The organism is Streptomyces sp. NPDC051913 (assembly GCF_044593635.1).
GTDB lineage: Bacteria > Actinomycetota > Actinomycetes > Streptomycetales > Streptomycetaceae > Streptomyces.
On the sequence record NZ_JBIUCI010000009.1, the window covers coordinates 93,476 to 115,916 of the forward strand.

A 22,441-nucleotide genomic window follows, 5' to 3' on the forward strand; every position below is an offset into this window, starting at 1 on the left:
TCAGAGCCGCCCGAGGATCTGCACGAGCACCCGCCGCAGGTCGTCCCCGTCCGGTTCCGGTGCCAGCACCCAGGTGTCCGGCCCGTCCGGCGGGACCGGGTGCCGCGGGTAGTGGACCCGGAGGGTGAGCGCGCCCGGCACGGGCAGCGCCGGCTCGTGGACGTGCGTGAACAGCAGGGTGCGGGGCTCGCCCGAGTCGACCGCGGCCAGCCCGCGCGCCGCCTCGCGGGCCAGCGCCGCCGCACGGGCCGGGTCGGCGGGCTCCGGCAGGACCGGCATCCACAGACGGCGCAGGTCCGACGCGGCCGTCAGCCGCGCGGGCGCCGCGCGGCCGTCGAGGTGCACCAGCGCCACCGCACGGTCGGCCGCCAGCAGCGCCGCCGCCAGCAGATGCGCGCACAGACGCAGACAGCTGCCCACCTGCCCCTGCGCCGCGGCTCCCGTGTCCAGGACGAGTACCGCGTCCCGCTCGGTCCACGGCAGCCGCCCGCGCCGGGTGCGGTACAGCAGCGCGTCCTGCGCCCACAGGGCGTTCAACAGGGGCGCGGGCAGCGCCATTTGGCTCGGCACCAGCCGGTCGGGCGGCCCGTGCCGGGCCCACTGCGCGGGGGCGCCCGCCGTGGTGGGGCCGGGTACGTCGTCACCGAGGAGGACGGGCAGACGCGAGGGCAGGTCGGGGATCCGGGCGGCGGCCTCCGCGGCCGACGCCCACGGCCCCCGCGCGAGCCGCAACGGCAGCGCCGGGTCCTCCCGGACCGCGTCCGGACCCAACAGGGCCAGCAGCGGCAGGAGTTCGCGCTCGACCCGGTCCAGGGCGGCGGTCAGTTCGGAGGCCGAGACCGAGGGGCGCTCCGGCTGCTCGCCGCTGCCGCGCAGACCCCACTCCAGCGTGGTGCGCAGCTCCTGGAGGGAGACGCCCGGTGGTGGGACGTAGCGCGCGTCCCCCGGCAGCCGCGACGCCACCAGCGCGCCGAGCGCCGGATGCGCGGAGCGCGGCCAGCCCAGGTTCCGCAGGGCGCGGGCGGCCGGGCTCCGATGGACGAGCCGCCGTCCCGGGGGCGGCGTTGGACGCAGCAGCCCCGCGATGTCCGCGAGCGCGTCCAGGGGGACGGTCGCGTCGACCGCGGCGGCCATCGTGCCCAACTCGGCCAGGTACGCGGGTGATTCGGGCAACGGCGGGCCGGGCTCCGTCGCCTCCGGCGCGGTCCGCACCTCCCACAGGAGGGTGCGGCCGCCGCTGTACGTGACGGCCAGCCGGCGGCCGTCGGAGGACCAGCGCACCGACCACACCGGGCCTCGCTCGGGGCCCTCGTCCAGGGTCATCGCCACCGTGCCCCGGGTCACGTCCCACACCTCGACCACCGTGGTGTCCGCGCCGGGGCCCGGCACGGCCAGCAGCGAGCCGTCCGGTGACCAGGCCAGCGCCGGTGCCCAGCCCCGCCCGCCCGGCGCCCCGAACTCGCGCTGCACCCGCCAGGTCAGCGTCGACCACACCACCAACGGCCCCTGCCCGGCGGGGGGCGTCGCGGCCAGTCGGCTCCCGTCCGGCGACCAGGCGACGCGGGTGGCGAACGCGCCGGAGGGCAGGGGCAGTCGCCGGGCCCGCTCCCTGCGCGGCATGTGCCAGAGCATGACCGCGCCCAGGGTCCCGGCCGCGAGGACCGCCCCGTCCGGTGACCAGGTGGGGCGGCCCGTGCCCTGCGGGAGATGCAGACTCGCGCGCTGCTGTGCCGGGGCGCCGCGGGCATCCAGGGCGTGCACGAACAGGTGCGTGGGCGCGGGCCCCGGCTCGGGCACGGCCAGTGTCGCCGTCCCCTCGGCGGGCGCCGGGCACCACGCGGGACCCTGGCCGCCCTCCAGTACCGCCCGGACCTCCCCGCTGCCCAGGTCGACAACGGTCAGCCCCGCCTGGCCCTCGCGGGACGCGCAGGCCAGCAACTCCCCGCCTCCCGGCGAGAGTTCCAGGTCATGGGCGCCGCCGGGCCCCGTGGCCACGGCCACACTCCGGCGTCCGTCGTCCGGACCGGACGCCGTCAGTCGGGTGAGCGAACCCGGCGCGGTCTCCAGGACCCAACGGCCGTCCCGCGAGGGGGAGATCGCCGGAGCCCACAGGGCGTCGCCCGCGTCGTGCAGCAGCGTCTGTCCGGTGATCCGCGGCGCCCGGTCCCGCAGGGCCGGCAGCGTCCGTCCCACCGAGCGGCACATCGCCGCCGCCCAGCTGCGCAGCAGTACACCCACCCGGCGCTCCGCGCGGTACGGTGCCGCGTCCGGCAGCTCCCACAGCTCCGGGCCCGCCCCGGCGGTGAACAGCACCCGCCCGGTCGCCGACACGCTCAGGTCCCGCGGTGCCGTGATCCGGGCGGGCAGTCGCGCGATCCGCTCCAGCGCACGGTCGAGGACGAGCAGGGCCTCCTGGCCGGTTGCGGCCACGAGGAATCGTCCGGTCCGGCTGAAGCCCAGTCCGACGACGGCACCGGGAAGCGGCGCGTCGGCGAGGGGCCGGCCGGTGGCGCGGTCGACCAGGTGCAGCCCCGCCGCGTCGGCGAAGGCGAGCGCGTCGCGGTCCGGTGACCAGGCGAGGGCGGTGATGCCGGTGCGGCCCGTGCACGGGGCGAAGTCCATGCGGACCGGGGCGACGCTCCACAGCTGGAGCGCGGTGGCGGTGGCCAGGCAGAGCTGGCGGCCCTGAGGATCCCAGGCCAGGGCGACCACCGGGTCCACCGTCGGCAGCGGGGACGACACGAGGGTGCCGCGATGATGGACCAGCACGCCGTCCCCGGCACAGGCCACCCACAGTCCGTCGGGCGACACGGTGAGCGTGTCCGCGCCGGCCGGCACCGGGAACCCGTCGTCGGCCGGCGCCCCGCTGTCCCCGTCGTACACCTCGACCCGCCCGGCCCGCAGCACGAACACCTCACCGCCGTCGGGCCCCCAGGCCACGGCCGACGGCCGCCCCTCCCCGGCCGCCGACCACAGCACCCGCCCGGTGTCGTCACGACAGCTCAGGGCACGCTCGGTGAGATGCACGAACGCGGTGCCGTCCCGGGAGAGACCGGTACACGGGTCGGTACCGGTGAGCGCGAGCAGCCGCCGGGGGCCGGGAGGGGCGGCGGTCTCGGGGCGGGTCGTCATGGGCGTCCCGGCGAGCCGGCCGTACCCGCGCCGACGGTCGCGGGCGAGCCGACGGTCGCGGGTGAGTCGACGGTCACGGGCGTGCCGCCGCTCGCGGGCATGGTGCCTCCCGCCGCTGTGCCGCTCGCCGTCACCGTTCCTCCGTCCCCTCCAGCGCCGCCCGTTCGAACAGCCGGCCCGCCTCCAGGGGGTCGCCCGCGGAACGGAAGGCCTCGGCGGCGCCCTCGTGGTCGCCCGTGGCGCGCAGGCGTGCGGCACGTTCGAGCGCCTCGCCGGGGTCGTGGTGGGGTGTCGCGGCGGGCCCCTGCGGGGTGCCGCTCGCCGTGGCCAGCGCGTCCAGGGCGTCGAGGAGTTCGTGGCCCGCCTTGGACAGGCCGGTGGAGACCTCGACCGGCTCCGATGGTGCCCACAGGGTCCACAGGGGCACCATCGGGGCGAGCGGGAAGCGGTGCCGGCCGCCGTGCCAGCAGACCACCGCCGAGGTGCCGTCGAGGCCGAAGAGGTGAGCGCGGGCCGCGGGCGGCAGCGGGGGCGTGAGCGTGTGCCCGGACTCCAGGAACAGGCTGCCGGGACCGACGCGGTGCAGGGGAACGCCGAAGGGGAGGTCGCGGGCCAGGCCCGCCGGTTCGAGGAGCAGATGGTGACCGGGTCCCGGCAGCAGGAATCCCGCCTCGCCGAGCGGACGGCCCGGCAAGTACCGGCGCAGGAGGGGGAGTTCGTCGTCGTGCAGCAGAACCGCGTCGACCGCGGTGTCCGCGTGGGCGTCGGACACCACCCGCACCTGTGTCGACGGCACCCGCGCGGCATCCGGCAACGCGTAGGCGCTGGGCGGGGGTTCGGCCGTCACCCCGACCAGCTCGGTCGGCACCGGAGCGGGCGTTCCCAGTGGCTCAAGGCGCAGCGGAGGCCACTCCTCGCGGTCGCCGACCAGCCACAACTCCCCCTCGGGCACCGGGGAGCAGAGCAGGGCGTCGTCGAGGGGAGGGCACAGGCGTACGTCCAGCAGCAGCCGTTCGCAGCCGGTCACCGGACGGCACACCGCCGTCCGGGGCAGCGCCGACAGGGCCACGAGCAGGGCGTTCGGTATCGCGTCCGGTGACGTCAACGCGAAGGCCGTCAGTTCGCGTTGGGGGGCGTCAGGGCTGTCGCAGGGGCGTGCCCGTGCCGCGAGCGACGACACCTCGACGCCGAAGGCCAGCGCCTGCCGGACGACGGACGACAGCAGTTGCGGTGCCGTCAGGACCAGCAGGGTGCGGTGGTCGGCCCGGGCGGGCGGGGTCAGGGGGAGACGGGAGACCAGGTCCACCAGGTCGAGCGCGGGCCAGGACAGCACCTCGCTCAACTGTTCCGGCCCGCCGCCGGGTTGGCCCGCGAGCGCTCCGTGTCCGAGGACCGGCCGAGGCGCGCCGCCGTGCAGGGTCAGCAGCTCGGTGCCGACCGTCGGGCCGATCACGCTGAGCAGCCAGACCGCCCCGCCGCCCGGCTCCCCGTGGCAGCTCCACTGCGCCGCCCCCGCCCGGTGCAGCGCCTCCAGCGCGCCGAGAACCCGGTGCGGGGAGGCGAAACGGGCGGCGACGCGCCAGTCCACGGTGGGGGAGGAGGTGTACGTGACCGGCGGCACCGGTGTCGGAGGGCCCTCCTCCGGCGGGCGGGCGGGGCGCACGCTGAAGCGGACGCCGTGGTCGTGGGAGCCGCTCGCCTGGCGGGGCGGCCGTGGCGGGGGCTGGACCGCAGGGGGCTGCGGGGTCGGCGGCGGAGCCCCGCGTGGCGCCGGGCGCGCCACGATGGGGGTCGGCGGGGTGCCGGCGGAAGGGGGCGTCTCCGGCGTGATGCGGTTCAGGAGACGCCGCAGAGGGCTTTCGCCGCGTTCCATGGATCAGCGCCCCTCCGCCCGGCCGACGTCCGCGCCGACGTCCGCGCCGATGTCCGCGCCGACGCCGGTCCCGCCGCCCGTCTCGGTGCCGGTTCCGAAGGGGGCTCCGACGCCGGTCCAGGCGCCCGTCCCGACGTCCGCCTCGACGGGCGGCCCGGACGGCAGCCAGGCGGTGGAGCCGAGCCGCTCGCCGGCCCACTCCCGCCAGCGGTCCAGTACGTCTGCGCCGCCCTGGGCGTCGTAGGCCGCCCGGAACAGCCGTGCCCCCCAGTCGAAGCGCTCGATCCGGTCCGCTGCCTCGACGCCCCAGTCCAGCGTCAGCCGACGCTCGGTGCGCGCGGCCAGTGACGGCAGACGGGCCTCGATCCGCGGGAGGAGGGTGAGGAGCGGGCCGGCCGGGCCGCCGCCGAGACGGTCGGCGAGGGCGCGGGCGAGTTCGAGGCGGAGCTGCTGGGGTCCGTTGCCGACGGTGTCGGCGGCGGCCAGGAGGCGGCGGGCGGAGGTGATGTCACCTGCCAGGAGCAGCTCCCAGGCCGCCTCCGGTCTGCGGCCCCGCTCCTGCCAGCAGCGGGCGGCGAGTTCGGGGCGGCCGAGGAGCCGGTAGCAGCGGGCCGCCTGTTCCGGGTGGCCCGCCTGCCGGTAGGTGCGCGCCGCGTGCTCCAGGTCGCCGGCCCGTTGGTAGGCGTCGGCCGCCGACCACTGCCAGCCGAGGAGGTCGTAGCAGCGGGCGGCCTCGGCGTGCGCCTGGGCCTCGGAGTAGCAGCGCGCGGCCCTGAGCAGCAGCCGGGTGCGCCGGCTCATGAGGTCTCCCGCGCACCCGGCTCCGGACCCTCGACGTCCTCCTCCTGTGTCCGCCTCGGGGTCTGTGGTGTCGGATCGTGCCGTTGCAGGGGCCGCTCCTCGAACGGAGAGATCTCCTCGACGTCCGGCCGGCGCGCCAGGACCTGCCCCAGCTCGGCGCTGATCCGGTCGTGCTCGGCGTCGTGTTCGGGGCCGGAACCGGCGCCGATGTCGTCCACCTGGAACAGTTCGACCTCTCCGGTGTCCGTGTTGAACCGGAACCGCACCCGCACCCGCATCGATCAGTTCTCCCTCCCGGATCAGTTCCGCACACCGTCGAGGCCCCACCCCGAGCGGGCCTCGAAGTCAGTTCTCCATCCGGTCGAAGTCGATCTCGAACTCGATGTCGATGCCGCCGTCGGACTCCTGCTCCCGGATGCCGGTGGCGCCGTGCTGTCGGGCGAAGTCGAGCAGCGCCCGCTGATAGGCCGTGGCCAGCACGCCGTTCACGGCCCGCAGTCCGTCCTGCCCGAGCCGGGTGATGCGTTCGCGGTTGCGGGCCTCCAGGTCGGCGCGGACCCGCTCGCGCTCCTCGGCCAGCCGGGCCCGCGCGTCGTCGTCCGCCGCCCGCTGGAGCCGGGCCTCGGCCGCGGCGGCCGCGGTGGTCGACTCCCGGTCCGCCTGCGCCCGCAGCCGTCCCGCCAGCTCGCGCGCCCGGCGCACGGCGTCGGCCTCGGCGACCACCTGCGCCTCGCGCTCGGCCACTTCACGGGTGCGCCCGGCGAACCCGTCGGCGTAGTAACGCCCTTCACCGCTGCCGGTGGCCTGCTCGCGGACCGCGCCGCGCACGGTCTCGGCGGCGTGGCCCTCGACGGTGACCTGGTCCTCCAGACGGGCGGTCACCACGAGTTCGCCGGTGGTGGGGTCATAGCAAACCTGACCGTCCGTCAAGGTCAGTACGTGGCCCCCGGCTTCGGCACGCCAGCCGTCGGCCGTGGCGAGCGTCCGCTCGAAGACCTGCCGGGTGGCCTGCCCCAGGGTGCCGCCGAAGGGATGGCGCACCTCCAGCTCACTGACCACGGAGTCGCTGGCGCTGGCATGACGCTCCAGGGCGAGTTCCCATGCCTCGACGACTTCTCTGGTGGCCTCGACACGGACCCTGCGCGGATTGCACATAGAGCTGGTTTCCCCCTGATTCCGCAGCCGGGCGCGGGCGCCCGTAGCCGTGCGTCAGCCCTGGTCCAGCAAGGCCAGAGTGTGGTCGATGATACTCGCGAGCTCCCTCTCGCCCTCCCTGTTGCCCGGAACAGCACGCCTCAACTCAAGCCTCAGCGCATTGAGTTGACGCAGGACGCGCTCCACGGACGCGGGCGGCGACCCGGCCCCGACCTGACGGCCGAGGACCCGCGCGTCGGAGACCAGGCGTTGTACGGTCCGGGCGGGTTCGTCGGGGTCCTCGGCGAGACCGCCGGTGCGTCGGCGTACCGCCTCCTGTACCACCGGCGCGTGCGCCGGGTCGGACCAGAAGTGTTCCAGCGGCCACAGATCGGCGGCCTCGGCCCGCACGCGCTCCTGCCGGAGCGCCGCCGCGGCCACCAGCCGGAGCCCGCGGATGATCCGCCGGTCCGACAAGGCCACGCCCTGACCGAGCAGTTCACGGATCAGCTCCGCGTACTCCGGGGTCACCGCGCTCAGATCGGCGTGTGCCAGCTGCCGGTGCAGCCGGTCCAGGGTGGCCGCGTCGATCCAGGCGTGCTCGTCACCGGCGGACGTGGCGCGGCCGGGCGCGGACCCCTTCGCCAGGAGCTCGTCCAGCCGGTTGCCGGCCACCGGCGGGATCGTCAGGCGCAGCAGGAACCGGTCGGCGAAGGCGAGCAGCGAAGGGTCCTGCGGCAGGGAGTTGGCGGCGCCGACGAGGGTGATGAGCGGGACGGCCTCGACGCCCTGGCCGTTGTGGAAGACACGCTCGTTCATCACCGTCAGCAGGGTGTTGAGGATCGGACTGCCGCTCTGGAAGATCTCGTCGAGGAACGCGACATGCGCCTGGGGCAGCATGCCGTCGGTGCGGAACCGGTACTCGTGGCCGCTCTGGAAGGCGGGCACGTCCACCGGCCCGAACAGCTCGGCCGGTTCGGTGAACCGGGTCAGCAGCCGTACGAAGGGACGGCTGCCGAGCCCGGCCGCGAACCGGCTGACGAGGTCCGTCTTGCCGGTGCCCGGCGGCCCGAGCAGCAGCACGTGCTCGTGCGCCAGCACCGCGACCTCAAGGAGGTCCAGGGCGAGCCGCCGCCCCACGAAGTGCTGGTCGATGCTGCGGCCGAGCGCCTTGAGACGTCGTACGGCGTTGAGGTCGTCGCCACTCCAGGTGGCCGTCGCGGTGCTCATCGGCGCTCCGAGATCATTTCCAGGCGGCCCTGCTGGAGGCGCCCCACCAGCCAGCCCAGCCGACGTGCGTCGGGTTCGATGCCGTGCATGTGTCTGCCGACGAACGCGTCCCGCATCAGGGAGCGCAGCTCGTCGCCGTTGCGGCCCGCGGTGGCCTCGGCGATCAGTTCGAGGACCTCGTCGTCCAGGGAGATGTGATAGCGGCCCGCGTGGTGGCGCAAAATGGCCCGGCGAGCGGTGACGTCGGGCAGCGAGATGGCGATGGAGCGGAACCGGCTCGGCCGCAGCAGCGCCTTGTCGATGATGTCGATGCGGTTGGTCGTGCCGATCACCAGCATCGGCACCTCGGGCCGGAAACCGTCCATCTCGGTGAGGATCTGCGCGACCACGCTGTTGCCGGCCCGACTGCCGCCGTCGGGACGGTTGCTGCGCTCCATCGTGATCGCGTCGATCTCGTCGAAGACGATGACGGAGGGCGCGCTGCGCCGCGCGGACGCGAAGATCTCCCGCACCTTGCGCTCGCTCTCACCGACGTACATGTCGGTGACCTCCGGCCCCGACACCACCTGGATGGTGGCGTTCATGCCGTTGGCGATGGCCTTCGCGAACAGGGTCTTACCGGTGCCGGGCGGGCCGTAGAAGATGATGCCGCGCGGGACGAGTTCGGAGCGCACCTCCTCCATGTCGTCGGGCAGGCTCTGCGCGCCGCTGATGATGGCGAGCGTCTGCCGGATCTCGTCCTTGACCTCGTCGTAGCCGCCGATGTCGCCCAGCGTGACGTTGGGCACCTCGAAGTGCGAGGACTGCTGCGCCTTGAACGTCAACAGCGTCTCGCGCAGGTCCTGTTGAGTGGCCCGCTTCGGCTGCGTCCGGTGCTTCTCGTGGGCGTACCGCATGGCCTGGCGCAGGCGTACGGGGTTCATGCCGGCGACGTGCTTGTAGAACTCGCGCGGCTGGAACCCCTCGAAGGTCTCGGCCTCCTCCCGCGTCACCAGCGCGGCCCCCAGGAGCGTCTCCTCGGTCTCCGGAGTCCTCACCTTCGGCGGCAGACCGCTGAGGGTGACCCGGGCGCTGAACCGCTCGGCCAGCACGTCCGGCAGCGGCAGGGTGGGGTCGGCGAAGGCGAGGACCAGCTGGTCGGGGAAGGCGTAGAGCAGCTCGACCAGTTCGCGCGCTTCGGCGTGCCGGCCGATGTCGGCGCTGCCGGCCAGCAGGTCGAGATGGGTGAGGACGATGACATCGCCCTCCTTCAACTCCTCCAGCTGGGCGCGGAGTCGGGCGAGACGGCGCTGACGGGTGCTCAGCTGCGCGCCGTTCATGTCGGCGACGGGGTCGCCGGACCCACGGCCACCGCCGCCTTCGTCGTCCGTCGAGTCGTCGTCGAGCCGGATGCCGCGGCACTCGGCGAGCGTGACCATCTCCTCCCACAGATGGGTGACGATCAGCTTCTCGCTGATGACGAGGACGGGCAGTCGGCTGCGCAGCAGGGAGGCGACGCGTTCGATGTGCGGGTAGTAGGCGAGCCGGACGGCCTGGGCGTCGGTGATGCGGTCCGGGTGGTCGGCGGATTCGGGTTCCGACGCGGCCTCCACACCGCCGGTGTTCTCGGCGGGGGGCTTGGTCAGTGAGGTCGCGGCCGGCGGGGCCGTGATCCCGGGCGGCGCGAACAGCGGCGTACCGGGGTGGATCTCGGACCGCAGGCGGATGTCGGCGGCGAAGTCCGACCAGGGCCGCTCCAGCAACTCCTCGTCCAACGGGTCCAGCAGCCACACCTCGCAGGAGGCCAGCACCTCCCGCAGCGGGCGGTCGCCCGCCGTGCCGAGCAGGTCCATCCGGTCGCCGTGGTCCGCGGTGGCCAGGCGCAGCGCTCTCGTCATCGGTCCAGCACCTCGCGCAACGCCTCGAACTCCCGGACCCGGCCGTAGATTCGGTGCAGTTCCGTGCCCCTGCGGTAGCCGCTGAGCAGCGGACGGCGGCGCAGCTCCTCGGGATGGCGGCGGGTCAGCACGGACAGGGGCTGCCACCAGTCGAGGGTGGCCCGCGCCCACTGGCCGGGCCCGTCGTCGTCGAGCAGCCGGGCCGGGTTCTCCCGCGCCAACTTCCGGACGTCGTCGGTGAGTCCGCGGTAGTGGCCGCCGTAGTGCAGCAGCGCTGTCTCGTACACCTCGTACACGACTGTTCTCTCCCCCGGGCTGAAGCGGAACCGGCGCAGCAGTGCCGCGCGGTGACGGGCGGTGGCGGGCGAGGACGGTGGTGCGGCGAGGCCCGCCACCGCCGCTCGTCTGCCCTCGGTGTGGTCGAGGAACCGGTCGAGAAGCTGCCCGCAGCGCTCCTCCGTGCCCGGTGGCGGAGCGTCGAAGAGGGCGGTGAGCGGGGAGGCGCGCAGCAGTGCCGTGCGCAGCTCGTCGTCGACCGGCGTCGCCGACAGGGCGCGCCCGATCAGACCGTGACGGGCCATCAGATCACGGACGGTGCCCGAACCGCCCACGCCCTCCGCCATCAGACGTGCCGTCGGCGGGTCGTCCCGCAGGGCCAGTGCCGCCGCGACCATCAGCGGCTCCAGGCCCGTCGGCCCACGGTCCCCGAGGGGTGGGTCGGACAGCCGCAGCCTGGCCGCGGTGACGCGGGCCAGCCGTTCGAGGAGGACGACCGGGTCGTCGTCGCTCTCGGGCGGCGCGGCGGAGGTCGTCGGAGGCGGCAACGGGGTGCCGTCGGGCGCCGGTTCAGTGATGGCCCAGTGAAGGATGCGTACTACGGTGGCTGTCAGAGTCGTCATCGAGGTTCCGGATCGGACAGGGCGCCATCCAGTCGTCGGAGGAGGCGTAACAGGTCAGCACCCGCCGCCGCGAGGTCAGGTTGATCAGGGCGGCCACCTGCCAGGGGCGCCGGAAGGTGTCCCGGTGCAGGTCGATGTCGGTGCGGGACAGACCGATGGTGCGCTCGGTCTGGAACAGATGGGTGTGGTACCAGCCGACGAGCTGACGGTCGCCGAGTGTGCGGCTCATCGCGCGGAACGAGTCGCCGGTGAACGTGAAGTGCATCAGAGAGGCCCCCGAGTGCTCGGCGGGCAGCACCTCGTCGACGATCACCGCGTGCAGGGCGGGGTCGTCGGCCCGGCGGAAGGCCCGGCCGACCAGGAAGCCGCCCTCCTCGATCTCGGTCGACAGCTCCATCTCCATCAGGCTGCGCTGCACCCCGGTGCCGAGCAGCACGGTCACCGGCGCCCCGGTGTCGCTGAGCGTCACGCCGTACTCGGTCAGGTCGAGCAGCGGGATCTCGGGCTCGGCGGCCGGGCGGATGCCGAACGGCAGCCGGGTGGAGCGCGAGACGTCGATGTCGTCCGTGCCGTCCACCACCGGGGGCAGCCGCTGCGCCGACTCCCCGTCCTCGGGCGAGGGCAGCCCGGCGATCCGGAACGCCCACCGAGGCTCCTCGGGTGCGATCTCCCGCGCGAGCCGGGCGAGTACGGGGCCGACGAGAGAGTTGACGGAGTAGGGCTTCTGGTAGACCACGCGTCCCTCCATATGGATCGCGACATGGATGTACCCGAAGTCGGCGCGGAGATTGGTGAGGTGGAGATCCCCCTCATGGGTGTCGGTCTCGGAGGGTGCGGAGGTCGCGGGCGTCTCGGGCTCGTAGGTGTCGGGTCCGGGGTCGTTGCGCAGCATCAGCACGAAACGGGGGCGGCCCTTGAAGGGGGCCGTCTCCGCCGCGAACGCCGGTTTCAGCAGTGCGATCAGCGGTTCGGTGCGCACCAGTTGGCGCGCTTCGCCCTGGAAGAGCTCGATGTCAAGTGCCATCGGCCACCCCGTCCGTCCGCCGTATCCGCAGCGCGCCGACGCGCAGCGCGCCGTCGTCGGGGGGTGGGGCGGGCACCGGCGGCTTGCCCCCGATGGCCTCGATCATGGCCGCACCGTCCTCCGTCTGAGCCCAATATGCCGCGATTGGGTTGAAACTGTCCGAGATCTCGTAATTACGATACCCAGCCATGTCCACGAGCATCTGGCACAGTTGGCCGAAGTCCAGCGCGGGGCGCCAGGAGTGCGCCAGCACCCCCAGACACACCGCCCCCTCGGCCTCGGGGTACTGCGGATCGGGTCCCTTGATGTTGGGGTGGAAGATCGGGCTCAGCCAGAAGACGGCCGGGGCGACCAGCGGGAAGTCCGGGCCCAGCAGGATCAGCAGATTGTGCTTGTCCTGCGCCTCCGGACGCGGCAGCGCGCTCGCGCTCCGCTGGTCCGGGAGGCGTAAGCCCGGCCCTTTGAAGCGGATCTCGTAGTCGGTGGGGAACTCCGGGTCGTCGGTGTCGACGATCTCGAAGTCCTCGTGCTGGTCCGCGTACCGATGCATCTCCTCGCGCACCCGGATGATCGCCTGCATCCGCAACTCGGCGTGCCCGGCGGTCGCTTCGGGATACACGTTGAGCGTGTCGCCCTCGCGCACGCCCGCGTCGTGCAGGGACTGCGCGGGGTCCAGGCGGCGGAAACTGCCGTCCGGTTGCTGATGGTCGACGACGGTCCGCGGACGCCGCCCCATCCGGCCCTCGTAGTGCGCCAGCACGGCGGCGGCGATGTCCCGCACCGGGGTGATCGACGGCACGCCCGCCAGGTCGTAGGGCTGCTGGTCGGGTCCGTTGACCCGGAGCGCCTCCAGCAGATAGGGGCGGTGGTCGTACACCTCCTGGAGGATCTCCAGGTCCGCCGGGGCGCCCGCCGCGATCAGCCCGCCGCGCACGTCCTCGATCTGACCTAACGTCAGTTCCCGTGTCAGGGACATCGCGATCTGCCCCACCTGGGCCTCTTCGCCCTGGCTGACGAAGAACAGCTCGGCGCGGGTGTCGAGGCGGCGCACCTCCTCGATGAACGCCGCGTGGTGCGTGCTGCACACGAAGACCAGGGTCGGGTAGGTCTCCGGCTCCGTCGGCGGCGCGGGCGCCGGCGTCGGACCGGAGGGCGGCGGGCTGTGCCGCTCGGCGCGGGGCGGCTGCGGCGGCTCGGTGACCGGCTCCAGCGCCTCCACGGAGGCCCGGAACACCGCGTTGCCCGGGTACTCGTTGTGCGCCGCACGGGCCAGCAACGCCTCGCCGTCCACCAGCACGCCCGCGTCGATCAGACGGCGCACCTCCGACCAGTAGAACCGGGGGGCCAGTTCCGTGGACGGCAGGCGGGCCTCGCGGAAACCGATCGACCGCAGGACGATCTCGCCCTCCTGGGGGTTGATCACCCGCTCCAGCTCGTTGTACAGCTCGTCCCTCACAGGACACCCTCCGTCGTCGCGCACTGTGCCTCGTTCAAGTCGCCCTGTGTGCTGAGCCGTTTCCTGCCGACGGCAGCCAACTCGACGTACCGCAGCCCCGATCCGTCGCGTCGGACCACGGGCAGTACTTCACGTGGCGCCACCCCCAGTGCGCTCAGCCGCGCCGAGGCGGGCGCGGACCGCAGCCGGGAGGTGACGGCGCGCACCGCCGCCCGCCGCCGAACCGGCCTGCTGAAGCCTGCCCAGGTGAGCGGCTCTTCGTGCACGTCGATGTGGTCCAACAGGTCGGCCACCGTGGCCTCGTGGTCCAGCGGCAGCACCGGGACCGCCCCGGGCAGCCGCTCGTGCAACGGGCACTCCGGGTCGGGCCGCCCGCGCGGCGGGGTGCCGGACAGGGGCCCGGCGAGCCCGGCGGCGTCGACCCGCAACGGCGCGTCCGGCACCGACAGCCCCAGCAGCAGTCGTACGGCGAAGTCGGCGAGCCACGCGCCGACCAGCGCGGACACCGGAGCGGAGGCGCCCACCTCGGCGGCCGGATCGGGCGCGGCGCACGACCAAGGGTCGTCCCGCACCGCACGCTCGGCCGGACCGAGACCACAGGCCCGGCAGCGCCCGCCCGGCGGGTACCAGGCGACCTCGCCGCCCCACGCGTGCGTGCCGCCGTCGAGCATGCCGGTCCCGGCGAGCGTGCACCGCCCGGCCAGGGAGATCCGGGCGGCCCGGCTGTCCAGCGCGCTCACCACCAGGTCCGCCTCCCGGAGTTCGGCCAGTCCGGCCCCGGAGACATGCGGCGCCTCACGGGCGTCCACGACCGTGCCGGGCGCGAGGTCCGCCAGCGCCTGGGCCAGCACCCGCGCCTTGGGCCGGCCCACGTCCCCCGCCCGGAACAGCGGGCAGCGGCTGAGGTTGCTCACCGCGACCGTGTCCGGATCGCACACCACAAGGCGGCCCAGACCCGCGAGGGCCAGCGTCTGGGCCACCGTGTTGCCGAGCGCGCCGGCGCCCGCGAGGACGACCGTCGCCTCGGCGAGCCTCCGCTGGTCCCAGCCCGGGATCAGCGCGTGCCGCGCGAACCGGTCGCCGGTCACCTGGGGTCCCGCAGGGAGTTGAGCATCAGACACGGCACCCCGGGATGCTGGGCCTTCCAGTCGTCGTAGCAGACCAGGCCGTGGTCCGGGTCGCGGTGGACGGCGCTCGCGCAGTTCGGCGCGTCCGGCGCGCAGGTGCAGTGGATGACCACCTCGTCCGGCCGGAAGGTGTGCCCGCACACCCAGCAGCGGTGCCGGGTCGGGGCCCCGTCGCCCGGCCCCGGGTGGAGCCGCAGCAGCGGGTGGTCCCGGTGCAGCCGCACGGTGTTCAGCTCCGGCGGGGGCGGATTCGCCTCGTCCACGCCTCGGTGGAACAGTTCGGCCGCGGCGGAGGAGTGGCCGCCCGCCGCGGGGTTCAGACAGTCGAGGCGTCGACTGCGGTGCTTGAGAACGACGCCGGGCCCGGTCTCCGCGCGCTCGATGGAGATCTGTTCGCCCAGCCGGAAGGAGTGATGGCAGACCGGGCAGGTGGTCCCGGCCGAGCCCAGCTTGCGCAGCAGCTGCGAGGTGACGACGGTGACCTCCTCGCCGGGCTCGCCGTCCGGCTGGGGCACGTCCACCGCCTCGCGGCGCCCGCCCGCCTGCCCCAGCAGGAAGTCGTACGCCGCCGGGCTGGGTCCGCCCCCGGCCGCCTCCCGCGCCTCCGCCTCCGCCTGCTCCCGCGCCTGACTGCGCCGCCGCCGCTCGGCCACGTTCACCCCGGCGGGCACATGCACACTCACGGTGCGGGGCCGCTGCTCGCTCATCGGCCGCCGCCCTTCTGACCGTGCCGCCCGGCCGTCCGGCGTGTGACGGCCCGCTGATCGGAGGTCGTGTGCAGGCGCTGGGCGGGTTGATCGTTCTTCGGGCGCAGCTCCAGGTTCCGCAGCTTGTTCGTCGCGTGTCGCCCGGGGTCACGCCGTCCGGCCGCCCGGTGCGGCCCCCGCGCTCGCCGGCGCGTCATACGGCGTCGCTCTCCCGCACCCGCACCGCGCGCCGCAGGTCCGGTAGCCCGCGGACACCCAGCCCCACACCCGCCCGGCCCAGCTGGAAGGCCTTCTCCCAGGACTCGCCGAGGGCCAGCGCCGCGTAGTAGTCCCGGCAGAACGCCAGCGCGTCCTCGTCGTTCAGCTTCGCCGGGGCGCCGACGACCTCCCCCACGAAAGGTCTGACGACGTCCAGATACCGGCCCAGGTGACAGGCGTTGAGGACGGCGACCGTGACTCCGCCCACCGCGTCGAGGACCGCGGCGAGCGCCTTCGCGCTCACCGGGGCGACCGAGCCGTCCTCCTCCTCCAGCAGCAGATCGCCGTCGGCGGAGCCGTGCCCGCCGAAGTGCAGGACGTCCGGCCTGTGTTCGGTGAGCGCGGGAATCAGATCGCGGCGCCGGGTCGCCGCCGACAGCCTGATGTCGAGGACGCGGCGACGTCCCCGGCGGGCGGCTTCCTCGATGGTGCGGTACTCGTGCCGCAGCTGGAGCCTGGACGCCTCCCGGGGGCCCGCCAGCAGACACAGCACGGTCAGCCGGTCGTCCGGCGATCCGCCCGGCGTCCGAGGGTCAACCGACCGGCTCAGCACCTCGTTCGTCGGGAAGTCCTGGTGCGCCGCCCGGACGAGGTCCTCCAGCGTGAAGCCGAACGCCCCGTGCTCGATCGTCAGACAGATCCGGAACCAGTGACCGAGCGGCGCCTGGGAGCCCCCGAAGGGCGGCAGTCGGGTCAGATCGGCACCCAGCCCCCGCAGCAGCAGCTCCGCGGTGAGCGGATCGGCGTACAGCTCCGCCAGTACGCGCAGCACCCCGTCCCGCTGCAGCCGCCCCGCCGTCAGTGCCCCCATGCGTGCTCCCCCCAGCCTCAGGTGATTCGACTGTACCGGGCCGGCTCGTACCCCCGACTGGCCTTTCACCAACAGGAGTTGATCATCCGTCAGGAACTGGTGAACGCCGAGTGCACTCATTTCGGTGCTCTGCCTGAAGCACCGCTCGCGTGGGCAGCGTTCTGTGATAGTTGGTGTCCGGGAGGGCTACGGGGAGGAGACACGGGGGTGGCGGAGTTCCGGGGCCGAAGGCCCGGGTCGGGGGACGGGGTGGAGGCGGTCTTCAGTCTTGAGGAGGACACCGGGGAGCGGGGGCGCCTGGAGCAGCCGCCCTTCCGGACGCGGCGGTATCGCCGGCTGCCCGGCCGGCATCCGGTGATGATGCAGGAGGCCGTCGGGCCCGAGGCCGAGGGGCGCATGCGACGGCACTTCGAACTCTTCGGCAGCCTCGCGGACTTCCACGGCGCGCAGCTGCCGCGCCAGCTCACCCATGTCCTCGCCTACGACGACTCCACCCGCCCGCACCGGCTGCTCCTGGACGGCCGCGGCGTCCCCCTGTCCGGTTTCGAGACCCCTGACGTGCTGCACGGACCAGGGCTGCGCAGTGTGGTGCGGGACCTCTTCGAAGCCGTCGCCGGGCTGCACGAACCCCGCCTGGTGCACGGCCGGATCAGCCCCGAGCACCTGTGGTGGGACCCGGCCGACGGACTCCAGCTCGGCGGTCTCGACGGAGCCGTGTACGCCACCGAGCCGCTGCCCGACCGCCCGGCGACCGCGTGGGACGCGCCCGGATTCCGGCCCGGCCTCCCCGCCTCCGCCGACCAGGACGTGCTCAGCGCCGCCCTCGTCGCGTTCTGGATGGCCACCGGCGAGACCCTGCCGCGCGGCTCCTCCCGCGAACACATCCACGCCGCCCTCGACCAGGGCCACGAGGAATGGCTCCAGGAACTCCTGCGCGCCGCCTTCCCGTTGGGCTCCGCCGTCTCCCCGCCCGCCCGTGAACTGGCCCGCCGCCTCGTCGACGGCGTCCCGCCGAGCGGCCTGTTCGAGCGGCCCCTCGCGGAACAGGCCAGACGCCGCGAGACCCTCGCCCGCGAGGAGTTCCGCGCCCTGCGCGCCCGCCAGCGCACCGGCGCCGGCCGTCTGCGGGCCAACGGCTACGCCCCGCCCGCCGCCCGCGCCCCGGGCCGGTGGCGACGGCTGGCGCGACGGCTGCGGATCGTCGCCGACCGGCCGCTGCCCACCCTCGGCCCCGTCGAGTGCCCCATGTGCCTGCGGGCCCTGAACTGGGACACGGCCGAGCGGGTCGTCCTCGACGCCTCCGGCGGCATGCTGCCCGAGGCCGACCTGCCCACCCACTCCGCCGCCGAGCGGGACGCCCAGCTCGCCCGCACCTATGTGGTCTGCCCCGGCAACGACGACGTGCCCCAGCACGAACTCCCCTACCGCTACCCGTTGTTCGGCACCGAACCGGTCCGCATCGGACTCGTCGGCGCCTCCAGCACCGGCAAGTCCCATCTGCTGGCCGCGATGATCGACCAGGCCCGCAAGTCCACCGTCATGGCCCGCTACGGCCTGCGCGTGGAGGCCCTGGACCCCCAGCGCTACCACCTCTACCTCAACGAGGTCGTCGCCCCCTTCATCGACGGCCGCGAGGAACTCGTCGCCACCGCCGACCGCCCCGAACTGCGCTACTCCACCGGCCTGGTCGTCACCGACGAGCACTCCGGCCGCTCGCACAGCGTCGTCTTCTTCGACGTGGCCGGCGGCCGGCTCGAACGCCCCGGCCGCGAGTCCGACTTCCTCAACCGGCTCAGCGCCCTGCTCTGCGTCGTCGACCCGACCCGCGTGTACGGCCTGACCTCCCAGGGCGGTACGACCGGACGCGACCCGGCGTTCGAGCACGTCCGCCAGCGGCTGCGCCAGCAACAGGCCAACCCCGCCCTGCCGTTCCTGCCGGTCCCCTGCGCCCTCGTCGTCACCAAGAGCGACCTGCTGCGCTTCCGCGGCTACCGCGAGATCGACGGCTGGCTGCACGAGAAGCCGGACGCCGAAGGCGACCTGAGCAGCGTGGAGCGGGAGAGCGAGGACGTGTACGCCTTCCTCGGCGCCCGCGGCGGCGGCGACTGGCTGCAACTCGCGGGCGAATGCCAGGGCTCCACCCTGCACCTCGCCTCCGCGACCGGGACCGGCCCCCGCGCCCAGGCCGACCAGGCCGCCGCCCGCCGCTTCGACGAGGCGCTGTTCCGACAACACCGGGTACTGCGACCCCTGTTGGCGCTGCTCGCCATGAAGGGCGTCATGACGGGGCCGGCCGCCGACGCCCTGTTGCTCGGACGGGGGCCCGGCACATGAGCCTGCCCGCGCGGGGCGGCCCCCGCGCCGACATCACCGTCTACCAGTGGTCCGAGCGCTCCCTCACCGGCCGCGGCGACGTCGGCCCGGTCGCCACCTCCCTCGACCGCGAGGCCCTGCTGCGCTGGAACAGCCGGATCGAGCACATGGTGTGGGCCACCCAGGAGCACCCCGGTGACACCGCACCGGGCTTCGTCTACCTGCGCCACGACCACGAGGCCGCAGTCCTGCGCAAACTCCCGGTCCGCGACCCGCACGGCCGGGCCGGGTCCACCCTCACCTACGTCCTGACCGGCCCGGCCGCCGGCATCGACCTGCACCTCGCGCTCGCCGCCTGCCGCAGCGACTGGGACGACTGGCTGCCGCCGCCCGTCCGGCAGAGCGCCCTGCTCGACGGCCAGGCCGCCCGGGGGAGCGGCGCCGAGCGGCTGGAACGGGTCCCGCTGGACCTCGTACGGCAGTTGCTGATCGACGAGCAACACCTCCTCGGCGTCCTCGACACGGCGGCCGATGAGGTGCCCGACGACCTGCTGGTGCGACTCGTCGAAGCGGTCATGGACGAACCCGGGGCGCCGCTCACGGTGGTCGGTTCACCGGTCGACGGCGAGGTCGTCGTGCACGCCCTGGCCGGCCTGCTGGGCCGGGTGGTGCTGGGCAGCTGGGGCTTCGCCACCCGGGAGGAGAACGACGGGGCGAAGGACCTGCCCCAGTTCGTCTTCGTACGCGGCGACGGCACCGGGACCCGGCACTCGGCCCGGCGCCGCATCGACGTCAAGGCCGACCCCGGCCCGCCCGGCCCCCTGCGCGACCAGGCCGCACGCCTCGTCGCCTTCCAGCGGCGCCGCGGTGCCGACGCCCTCACCCGGCTGCTCCCGGACCAGCCGATGGCCAGCGCCTCGAAGATCCGTGAGTGGGCGTCCGGACACCAGGTGGCGCCCGGACTCATGACCGATGTGATGAGCCTGCTGGAGGCGGCACCGAGCGGTGACCTGTCGGACCGCGAGGACGCCTACCTGCGCAGCGCCACCGCGATCCCCCGGATACAGCTGGAACTCGACCGCGCCACCGAGGGCCAGCTGGCCCGGCTCATGGCCCTGTGGCGCCCCGACACGCTCGAACTCCAGCCCTACCGGCATCTGCGGGACGAGATCCACACCTGGGCCCTGCACCGCTGCTTCGACGGCGGCGGCCCGGACCTGCTGCGCGAGCTCACCGTGGCGCCGCCGGGCGGGCGGGTGGTGTTCCGCGTGATGGAGGAGCGGCTGGAGAGCGCCGCGCGCAGACACGCGAGCTTCGACGTGCTGCCCCTGCTGCGGATCGCCCTGCGCATCGGCGTCGCCGACAGCGTGCTGAACGACATGGTCCGCGTGCTCGTGGCCCGCTTCAGCATGACGTTCCTGCTGGGCGAGGTCGACCGGATCAGCCGGATCGCCCCGGCCCAGGCCCGCGTCCTGCTGGAGAGCTGCACCGGGCACCGCGGCGGCAAGGAGCGCCTCAACCCCTTCGACGCCCTGCGCCGCACCCAGTTCCACGCCGAGGCCGTGGACCGGATGGCGCCGCAGAACCCGTGGCAGGCGGTGCATCTGTACCGGCTGCTGCTGCTCTGCACCCTGGGGGCGCAACTGGGGCAGCGGGACGTACTGGAGGTGCTGGACGCGGCGGGGCGCAACCCGTCGCCCGCTCTGCTCCAGGCGCTGCTCGACAGCTGTCGGCGCGGGAAGGCGCAGGACACCGTCCAGGGCGTCGTCGTCCAGCAGTACTTCCAACAGCATCTGCCCGGCCGGCCGCACGACGGGGATCACGGCTCCGACCGCCGTGGTCCCCGGTACTGAGGGAGAGGTCTTGTCCAGCAGGAAACCCGACACCCACCAGCCCGCGCCCCCGGCGCCCGAACCCTCCGTGGCGCTGCGGGCCGCCGCCGACCGGCTGACCGAGCTGGCCGGCGAGTGCCCCGAGGAGAGCACCGGGCGCTCCGTCCTGACCTGGATCGCCGACGACGCCCGGGCCGGCGGCCGGGCCCTGTCCGGCGTCAACCTGCTGCACGCCTATCCGCCCGAGGTGCTGGTGCCGGACGAGGAGCCGCGCAACAGCGGGCTGATCGCCGTCGTGTCCACCGCGCGGGACGTGTCCGTGTTCCTGCCGATCGTGCTGACATGGCTCTCCCTGTGGTTCGCCTTCCAGGACTTCCAGGACTCGGCGAAGGGCACCAACTTCCTGAAGCTGTGGGCCTCCGGCTTCGGCGGCACCGCGGTCCTGCTCGTGGTGCTGCTCATCGGCGGCGTGGTCCTCGCCACGATGTGGCTGCAACGCCTGGAGTGGGCCGCCGAGCACGAGGCGTCCCGCACCCGGCTGCGCACCCTGGTCGGCGGCGAGCTGACCCTCCTCACCATGGAGCTCTCCAAACACGCGGTCCTGGAGGCCCAGGTCGTGCCGGCCGGCCAACTCGTCGGCATCGCACGGGACATCACCCGCAGCACGGCCGAACTCTCCCGCACCCTCTCCGACAGCGCCGACCGCATGGAGCGGATCTTCGCGCCAGGACCGGAGGGCACCTTCGTCACCGCCCTCGACCAATGGACGCGTTCCGCGGGCGAGTTGGGCGAGATGGGTCGCTCCCTGACCGTGCCGCACCAACTCCTGCGCGACTTCGCCAAGATGCGCGACGACCTGCGCGGCGACGAACAGGCAACCCGGGAGTCCCTCACCCGTCTCCTCGCCGAACTGCGCCGCGCGGCCGGCAGCTCCCAGGAGGCCAACCGGGTGCACGCCACCGTCGCCGACGAGGTCACCGAGACCACCCGCAGGGTCGGTGAGGCCATGGGCGTCCTCAACGACAACAGCGAGCGGATGTACGCCTACATGGACGCCCTGGAGCGGGTGCTCGCGCTGTTGCAGAACGGGGGCGGGGCCGGCGGGTACGGCTCCGGCCCCGGCCCGATGTCGAACTCCGGCGGCCCGTCCACGGGCCCGCACGGCGGCCCCTCCAACGGCCCCTACAACGGCAACGGGCATCCCGGCGGCGGCTCCCGCGGGCCTGCCGTCGCGGCGCCGCCTCCGCCGCCCGCGCCACCCCGCCCCCGCACCGACGGTCTTGACACCACGGGCCCCGACACCGGAGCCGCGACGCCGCCGCCCCGCCGGCCCGGTGACGACTGGTACAACGGGGAACAGCGGTGAGGCGACGCCCCCAGGGCGCCGGTATCGCCCCGCGCCATCTCGCGGGCTGGCTCTTCGCGGACCTGTTCCTGGTGCTGTTCCTGGTCGTACTCGGCATGGTCGCCTCGGACGGCACCGGTGCGGCGGGGGCCAAGAAGTCCCCGAAGCCCTCGTCCTCGCCGTCGCCCTCCGCCTCGCCGTCCCCCTCGCGCACGGCGAAGGGACCGACAGGCCTCGACCCGAAAGGGCACACCATCGCCGTGTCCCTGTCCTCGGGCGCGACGGGACGCGCCTCCGGCAAGGGAAACAACCTCAACGCCGCAGACCGCAAGAAGATCGTCGCGGCCCTAGACAAGGAGATGCGCGCGAGCGGGGACGGGCGCCGGATCGGCATGGTCATCACCTTCGGCGTCGCCCCGCAGTCGATGCTCGGCGCGGCGACCGACCTCGCGGAGGACGTCAACGCCACCCTCAAGTCCCGCCGCCCCCAGGCCTTCTGCGGCGGAAACGTCGGCACGCGCCCGTTCTGGTCCGGGGGATCGGCGGACCGGGTGGAGATAGAGCTGTACTACATCAACGCGTGCGAGGGGCAGGGCTGAGGTGCGGGCCGTCGACCGGCGCG

At 74.1% G+C, this 22,441-nt stretch carries 17 protein-coding genes; 4 read left to right on the forward strand and 13 right to left on the reverse strand.

Annotated features, from left to right (window positions below; all coding sequences use genetic code 11):
• The 13 genes from ACIHIX_RS26835 to ACIHIX_RS26895 all read right to left on the reverse strand — a co-directional run bounded on the left by ACIHIX_RS26835 (position 1) and on the right by ACIHIX_RS26895 (position 16,329).
• Positions 1-3,132, reverse strand: a complete 3,132-nt coding sequence (locus ACIHIX_RS26835) for a hypothetical protein (protein ID WP_399960384.1) — start codon at positions 3,130-3,132, stop codon at positions 1-3.
• Positions 3,133-3,262: 130 nt separating this feature from the next.
• Positions 3,263-5,005 (reverse strand): hypothetical protein, encoded by a 1,743-nt coding sequence (locus tag ACIHIX_RS26840; protein WP_399960386.1) that lies wholly within the window; start codon positions 5,003-5,005, stop codon positions 3,263-3,265.
• A gap of 3 nt (positions 5,006-5,008) precedes the next feature.
• Entirely contained in the window at positions 5,009-5,806 is a 798-nt protein-coding gene (locus ACIHIX_RS26845; RefSeq protein ID WP_399960388.1) for a hypothetical protein, read from the reverse strand.
• Positions 5,803-6,084 carry a hypothetical protein gene (locus ACIHIX_RS26850; RefSeq protein WP_399960390.1) on the reverse strand — a complete coding sequence of 94 codons (282 nt, stop codon included), beginning with the start codon at positions 6,082-6,084 and terminating at the stop codon, positions 5,803-5,805. Before ACIHIX_RS26850 ends, ACIHIX_RS26845 begins: the two co-directional genes overlap by 4 nt.
• A gap of 67 nt (positions 6,085-6,151) precedes the next feature.
• Positions 6,152-6,961: a hypothetical protein gene (locus ACIHIX_RS26855; RefSeq protein WP_399960392.1), complete on the reverse strand. Its 810-nt coding sequence runs from the start codon at positions 6,959-6,961 to the stop codon at positions 6,152-6,154.
• 54 nt (positions 6,962-7,015) lie between these two features.
• A complete protein-coding gene (locus tag ACIHIX_RS26860; RefSeq protein ID WP_399960394.1) occupies positions 7,016-8,170 on the reverse strand; it encodes an AAA family ATPase in 1,155 nt (384 codons plus the stop codon).
• The gene (locus tag ACIHIX_RS26865; RefSeq protein ID WP_399960396.1) at positions 8,167-10,047 is read right to left on the reverse strand and encodes an ATP-binding protein; all 1,881 of its coding nucleotides are present in this window, start codon (positions 10,045-10,047) and stop codon (positions 8,167-8,169) included. The genes ACIHIX_RS26860 and ACIHIX_RS26865 overlap by 4 nt, the downstream gene beginning before the upstream one ends.
• On the reverse strand, positions 10,044-10,946 hold the full coding sequence (locus ACIHIX_RS26870; protein ID WP_399960398.1) for a hypothetical protein: 903 nt from the start codon (positions 10,944-10,946) through the stop codon (positions 10,044-10,046). The genes ACIHIX_RS26865 and ACIHIX_RS26870 overlap by 4 nt, the downstream gene beginning before the upstream one ends.
• The gene (locus ACIHIX_RS26875) at positions 10,894-11,970 is read right to left on the reverse strand and encodes a JAB N-terminal domain-containing protein (protein ID WP_399960400.1); all 1,077 of its coding nucleotides are present in this window, start codon (positions 11,968-11,970) and stop codon (positions 10,894-10,896) included. The genes ACIHIX_RS26870 and ACIHIX_RS26875 overlap by 53 nt, the downstream gene beginning before the upstream one ends.
• Positions 11,960-13,426, reverse strand: coding sequence for a ubiquitin-conjugating enzyme E2 (locus ACIHIX_RS26880; protein WP_399960402.1), 1,467 nt, complete (start codon positions 13,424-13,426; stop codon positions 11,960-11,962). The genes ACIHIX_RS26875 and ACIHIX_RS26880 overlap by 11 nt, the downstream gene beginning before the upstream one ends.
• Entirely contained in the window at positions 13,423-14,514 is a 1,092-nt protein-coding gene (locus tag ACIHIX_RS26885) for a HesA/MoeB/ThiF family protein (RefSeq protein WP_399960404.1), read from the reverse strand. The genes ACIHIX_RS26880 and ACIHIX_RS26885 overlap by 4 nt, the downstream gene beginning before the upstream one ends.
• Complete coding sequence (locus ACIHIX_RS26890) at positions 14,511-15,260, reverse strand: hypothetical protein (RefSeq protein WP_399960406.1); 750 nt, start codon at positions 15,258-15,260, stop codon at positions 14,511-14,513. The genes ACIHIX_RS26885 and ACIHIX_RS26890 overlap by 4 nt, the downstream gene beginning before the upstream one ends.
• A gap of 193 nt (positions 15,261-15,453) precedes the next feature.
• Complete coding sequence (locus ACIHIX_RS26895; protein WP_399960408.1) at positions 15,454-16,329, reverse strand: effector-associated domain EAD1-containing protein; 876 nt, start codon at positions 16,327-16,329, stop codon at positions 15,454-15,456.
• Between the two features lie 207 nt (positions 16,330-16,536).
• On the opposite strand from ACIHIX_RS26895, the gene ACIHIX_RS26900 reads away from it, so the two are divergent.
• The 4 genes from ACIHIX_RS26900 to ACIHIX_RS26915 are packed head-to-tail and all read left to right on the forward strand — an operon-like array spanning position 16,537 to position 22,418.
• On the forward strand, positions 16,537-18,663 hold the full coding sequence (locus ACIHIX_RS26900) for a hypothetical protein (RefSeq protein WP_399960410.1): 2,127 nt from the start codon (positions 16,537-16,539) through the stop codon (positions 18,661-18,663).
• A complete protein-coding gene (locus ACIHIX_RS26905; protein ID WP_399960412.1) occupies positions 18,660-20,495 on the forward strand; it encodes a hypothetical protein in 1,836 nt (611 codons plus the stop codon). Before ACIHIX_RS26900 ends, ACIHIX_RS26905 begins: the two co-directional genes overlap by 4 nt.
• A gap of 10 nt (positions 20,496-20,505) precedes the next feature.
• Complete coding sequence (locus ACIHIX_RS26910) at positions 20,506-21,840, forward strand: hypothetical protein (RefSeq protein WP_399960413.1); 1,335 nt, start codon at positions 20,506-20,508, stop codon at positions 21,838-21,840.
• Complete coding sequence (locus ACIHIX_RS26915) at positions 21,837-22,418, forward strand: hypothetical protein (protein ID WP_399960415.1); 582 nt, start codon at positions 21,837-21,839, stop codon at positions 22,416-22,418. The genes ACIHIX_RS26910 and ACIHIX_RS26915 overlap by 4 nt, the downstream gene beginning before the upstream one ends.
• Positions 22,419-22,441: the final 23 nt, after the last annotated feature.

What these genes read in the sequence shown, in the direction of transcription:
- ACIHIX_RS26835 (WP_399960384.1), bottom strand. Translation starts at nt 3,132, where the DNA reads ATGACGACCCGCCCCGAGACCGCCGCCCCTCCCGGCCCCCGGCGGCTG.
- ACIHIX_RS26840 (WP_399960386.1), bottom strand. Translation starts at nt 5,005, where the DNA reads ATGGAACGCGGCGAAAGCCCTCTGCGGCGTCTCCTGAACCGCATCACG.
- ACIHIX_RS26845 (WP_399960388.1), bottom strand. Translation starts at nt 5,806, where the DNA reads ATGAGCCGGCGCACCCGGCTGCTGCTCAGGGCCGCGCGCTGCTACTCC.
- ACIHIX_RS26850 (WP_399960390.1), bottom strand. Translation starts at nt 6,084, where the DNA reads ATGCGGGTGCGGGTGCGGTTCCGGTTCAACACGGACACCGGAGAGGTC.
- ACIHIX_RS26855 (WP_399960392.1), bottom strand. Translation starts at nt 6,961, where the DNA reads ATGTGCAATCCGCGCAGGGTCCGTGTCGAGGCCACCAGAGAAGTCGTC.
- ACIHIX_RS26860 (WP_399960394.1), bottom strand. Translation starts at nt 8,170, where the DNA reads ATGAGCACCGCGACGGCCACCTGGAGTGGCGACGACCTCAACGCCGTA.
- ACIHIX_RS26865 (WP_399960396.1), bottom strand. Translation starts at nt 10,047, where the DNA reads ATGACGAGAGCGCTGCGCCTGGCCACCGCGGACCACGGCGACCGGATG.
- ACIHIX_RS26870 (WP_399960398.1), bottom strand. Translation starts at nt 10,946, where the DNA reads ATGACGACTCTGACAGCCACCGTAGTACGCATCCTTCACTGGGCCATC.
- ACIHIX_RS26875 (WP_399960400.1), bottom strand. Translation starts at nt 11,970, where the DNA reads ATGGCACTTGACATCGAGCTCTTCCAGGGCGAAGCGCGCCAACTGGTG.
- ACIHIX_RS26890 (WP_399960406.1), bottom strand. Translation starts at nt 15,260, where the DNA reads ATGAGCGAGCAGCGGCCCCGCACCGTGAGTGTGCATGTGCCCGCCGGG.
- ACIHIX_RS26895 (WP_399960408.1), bottom strand. Translation starts at nt 16,329, where the DNA reads ATGGGGGCACTGACGGCGGGGCGGCTGCAGCGGGACGGGGTGCTGCGC.
- ACIHIX_RS26905 (WP_399960412.1), top strand. Translation starts at nt 18,660, where the DNA reads ATGAGCCTGCCCGCGCGGGGCGGCCCCCGCGCCGACATCACCGTCTAC.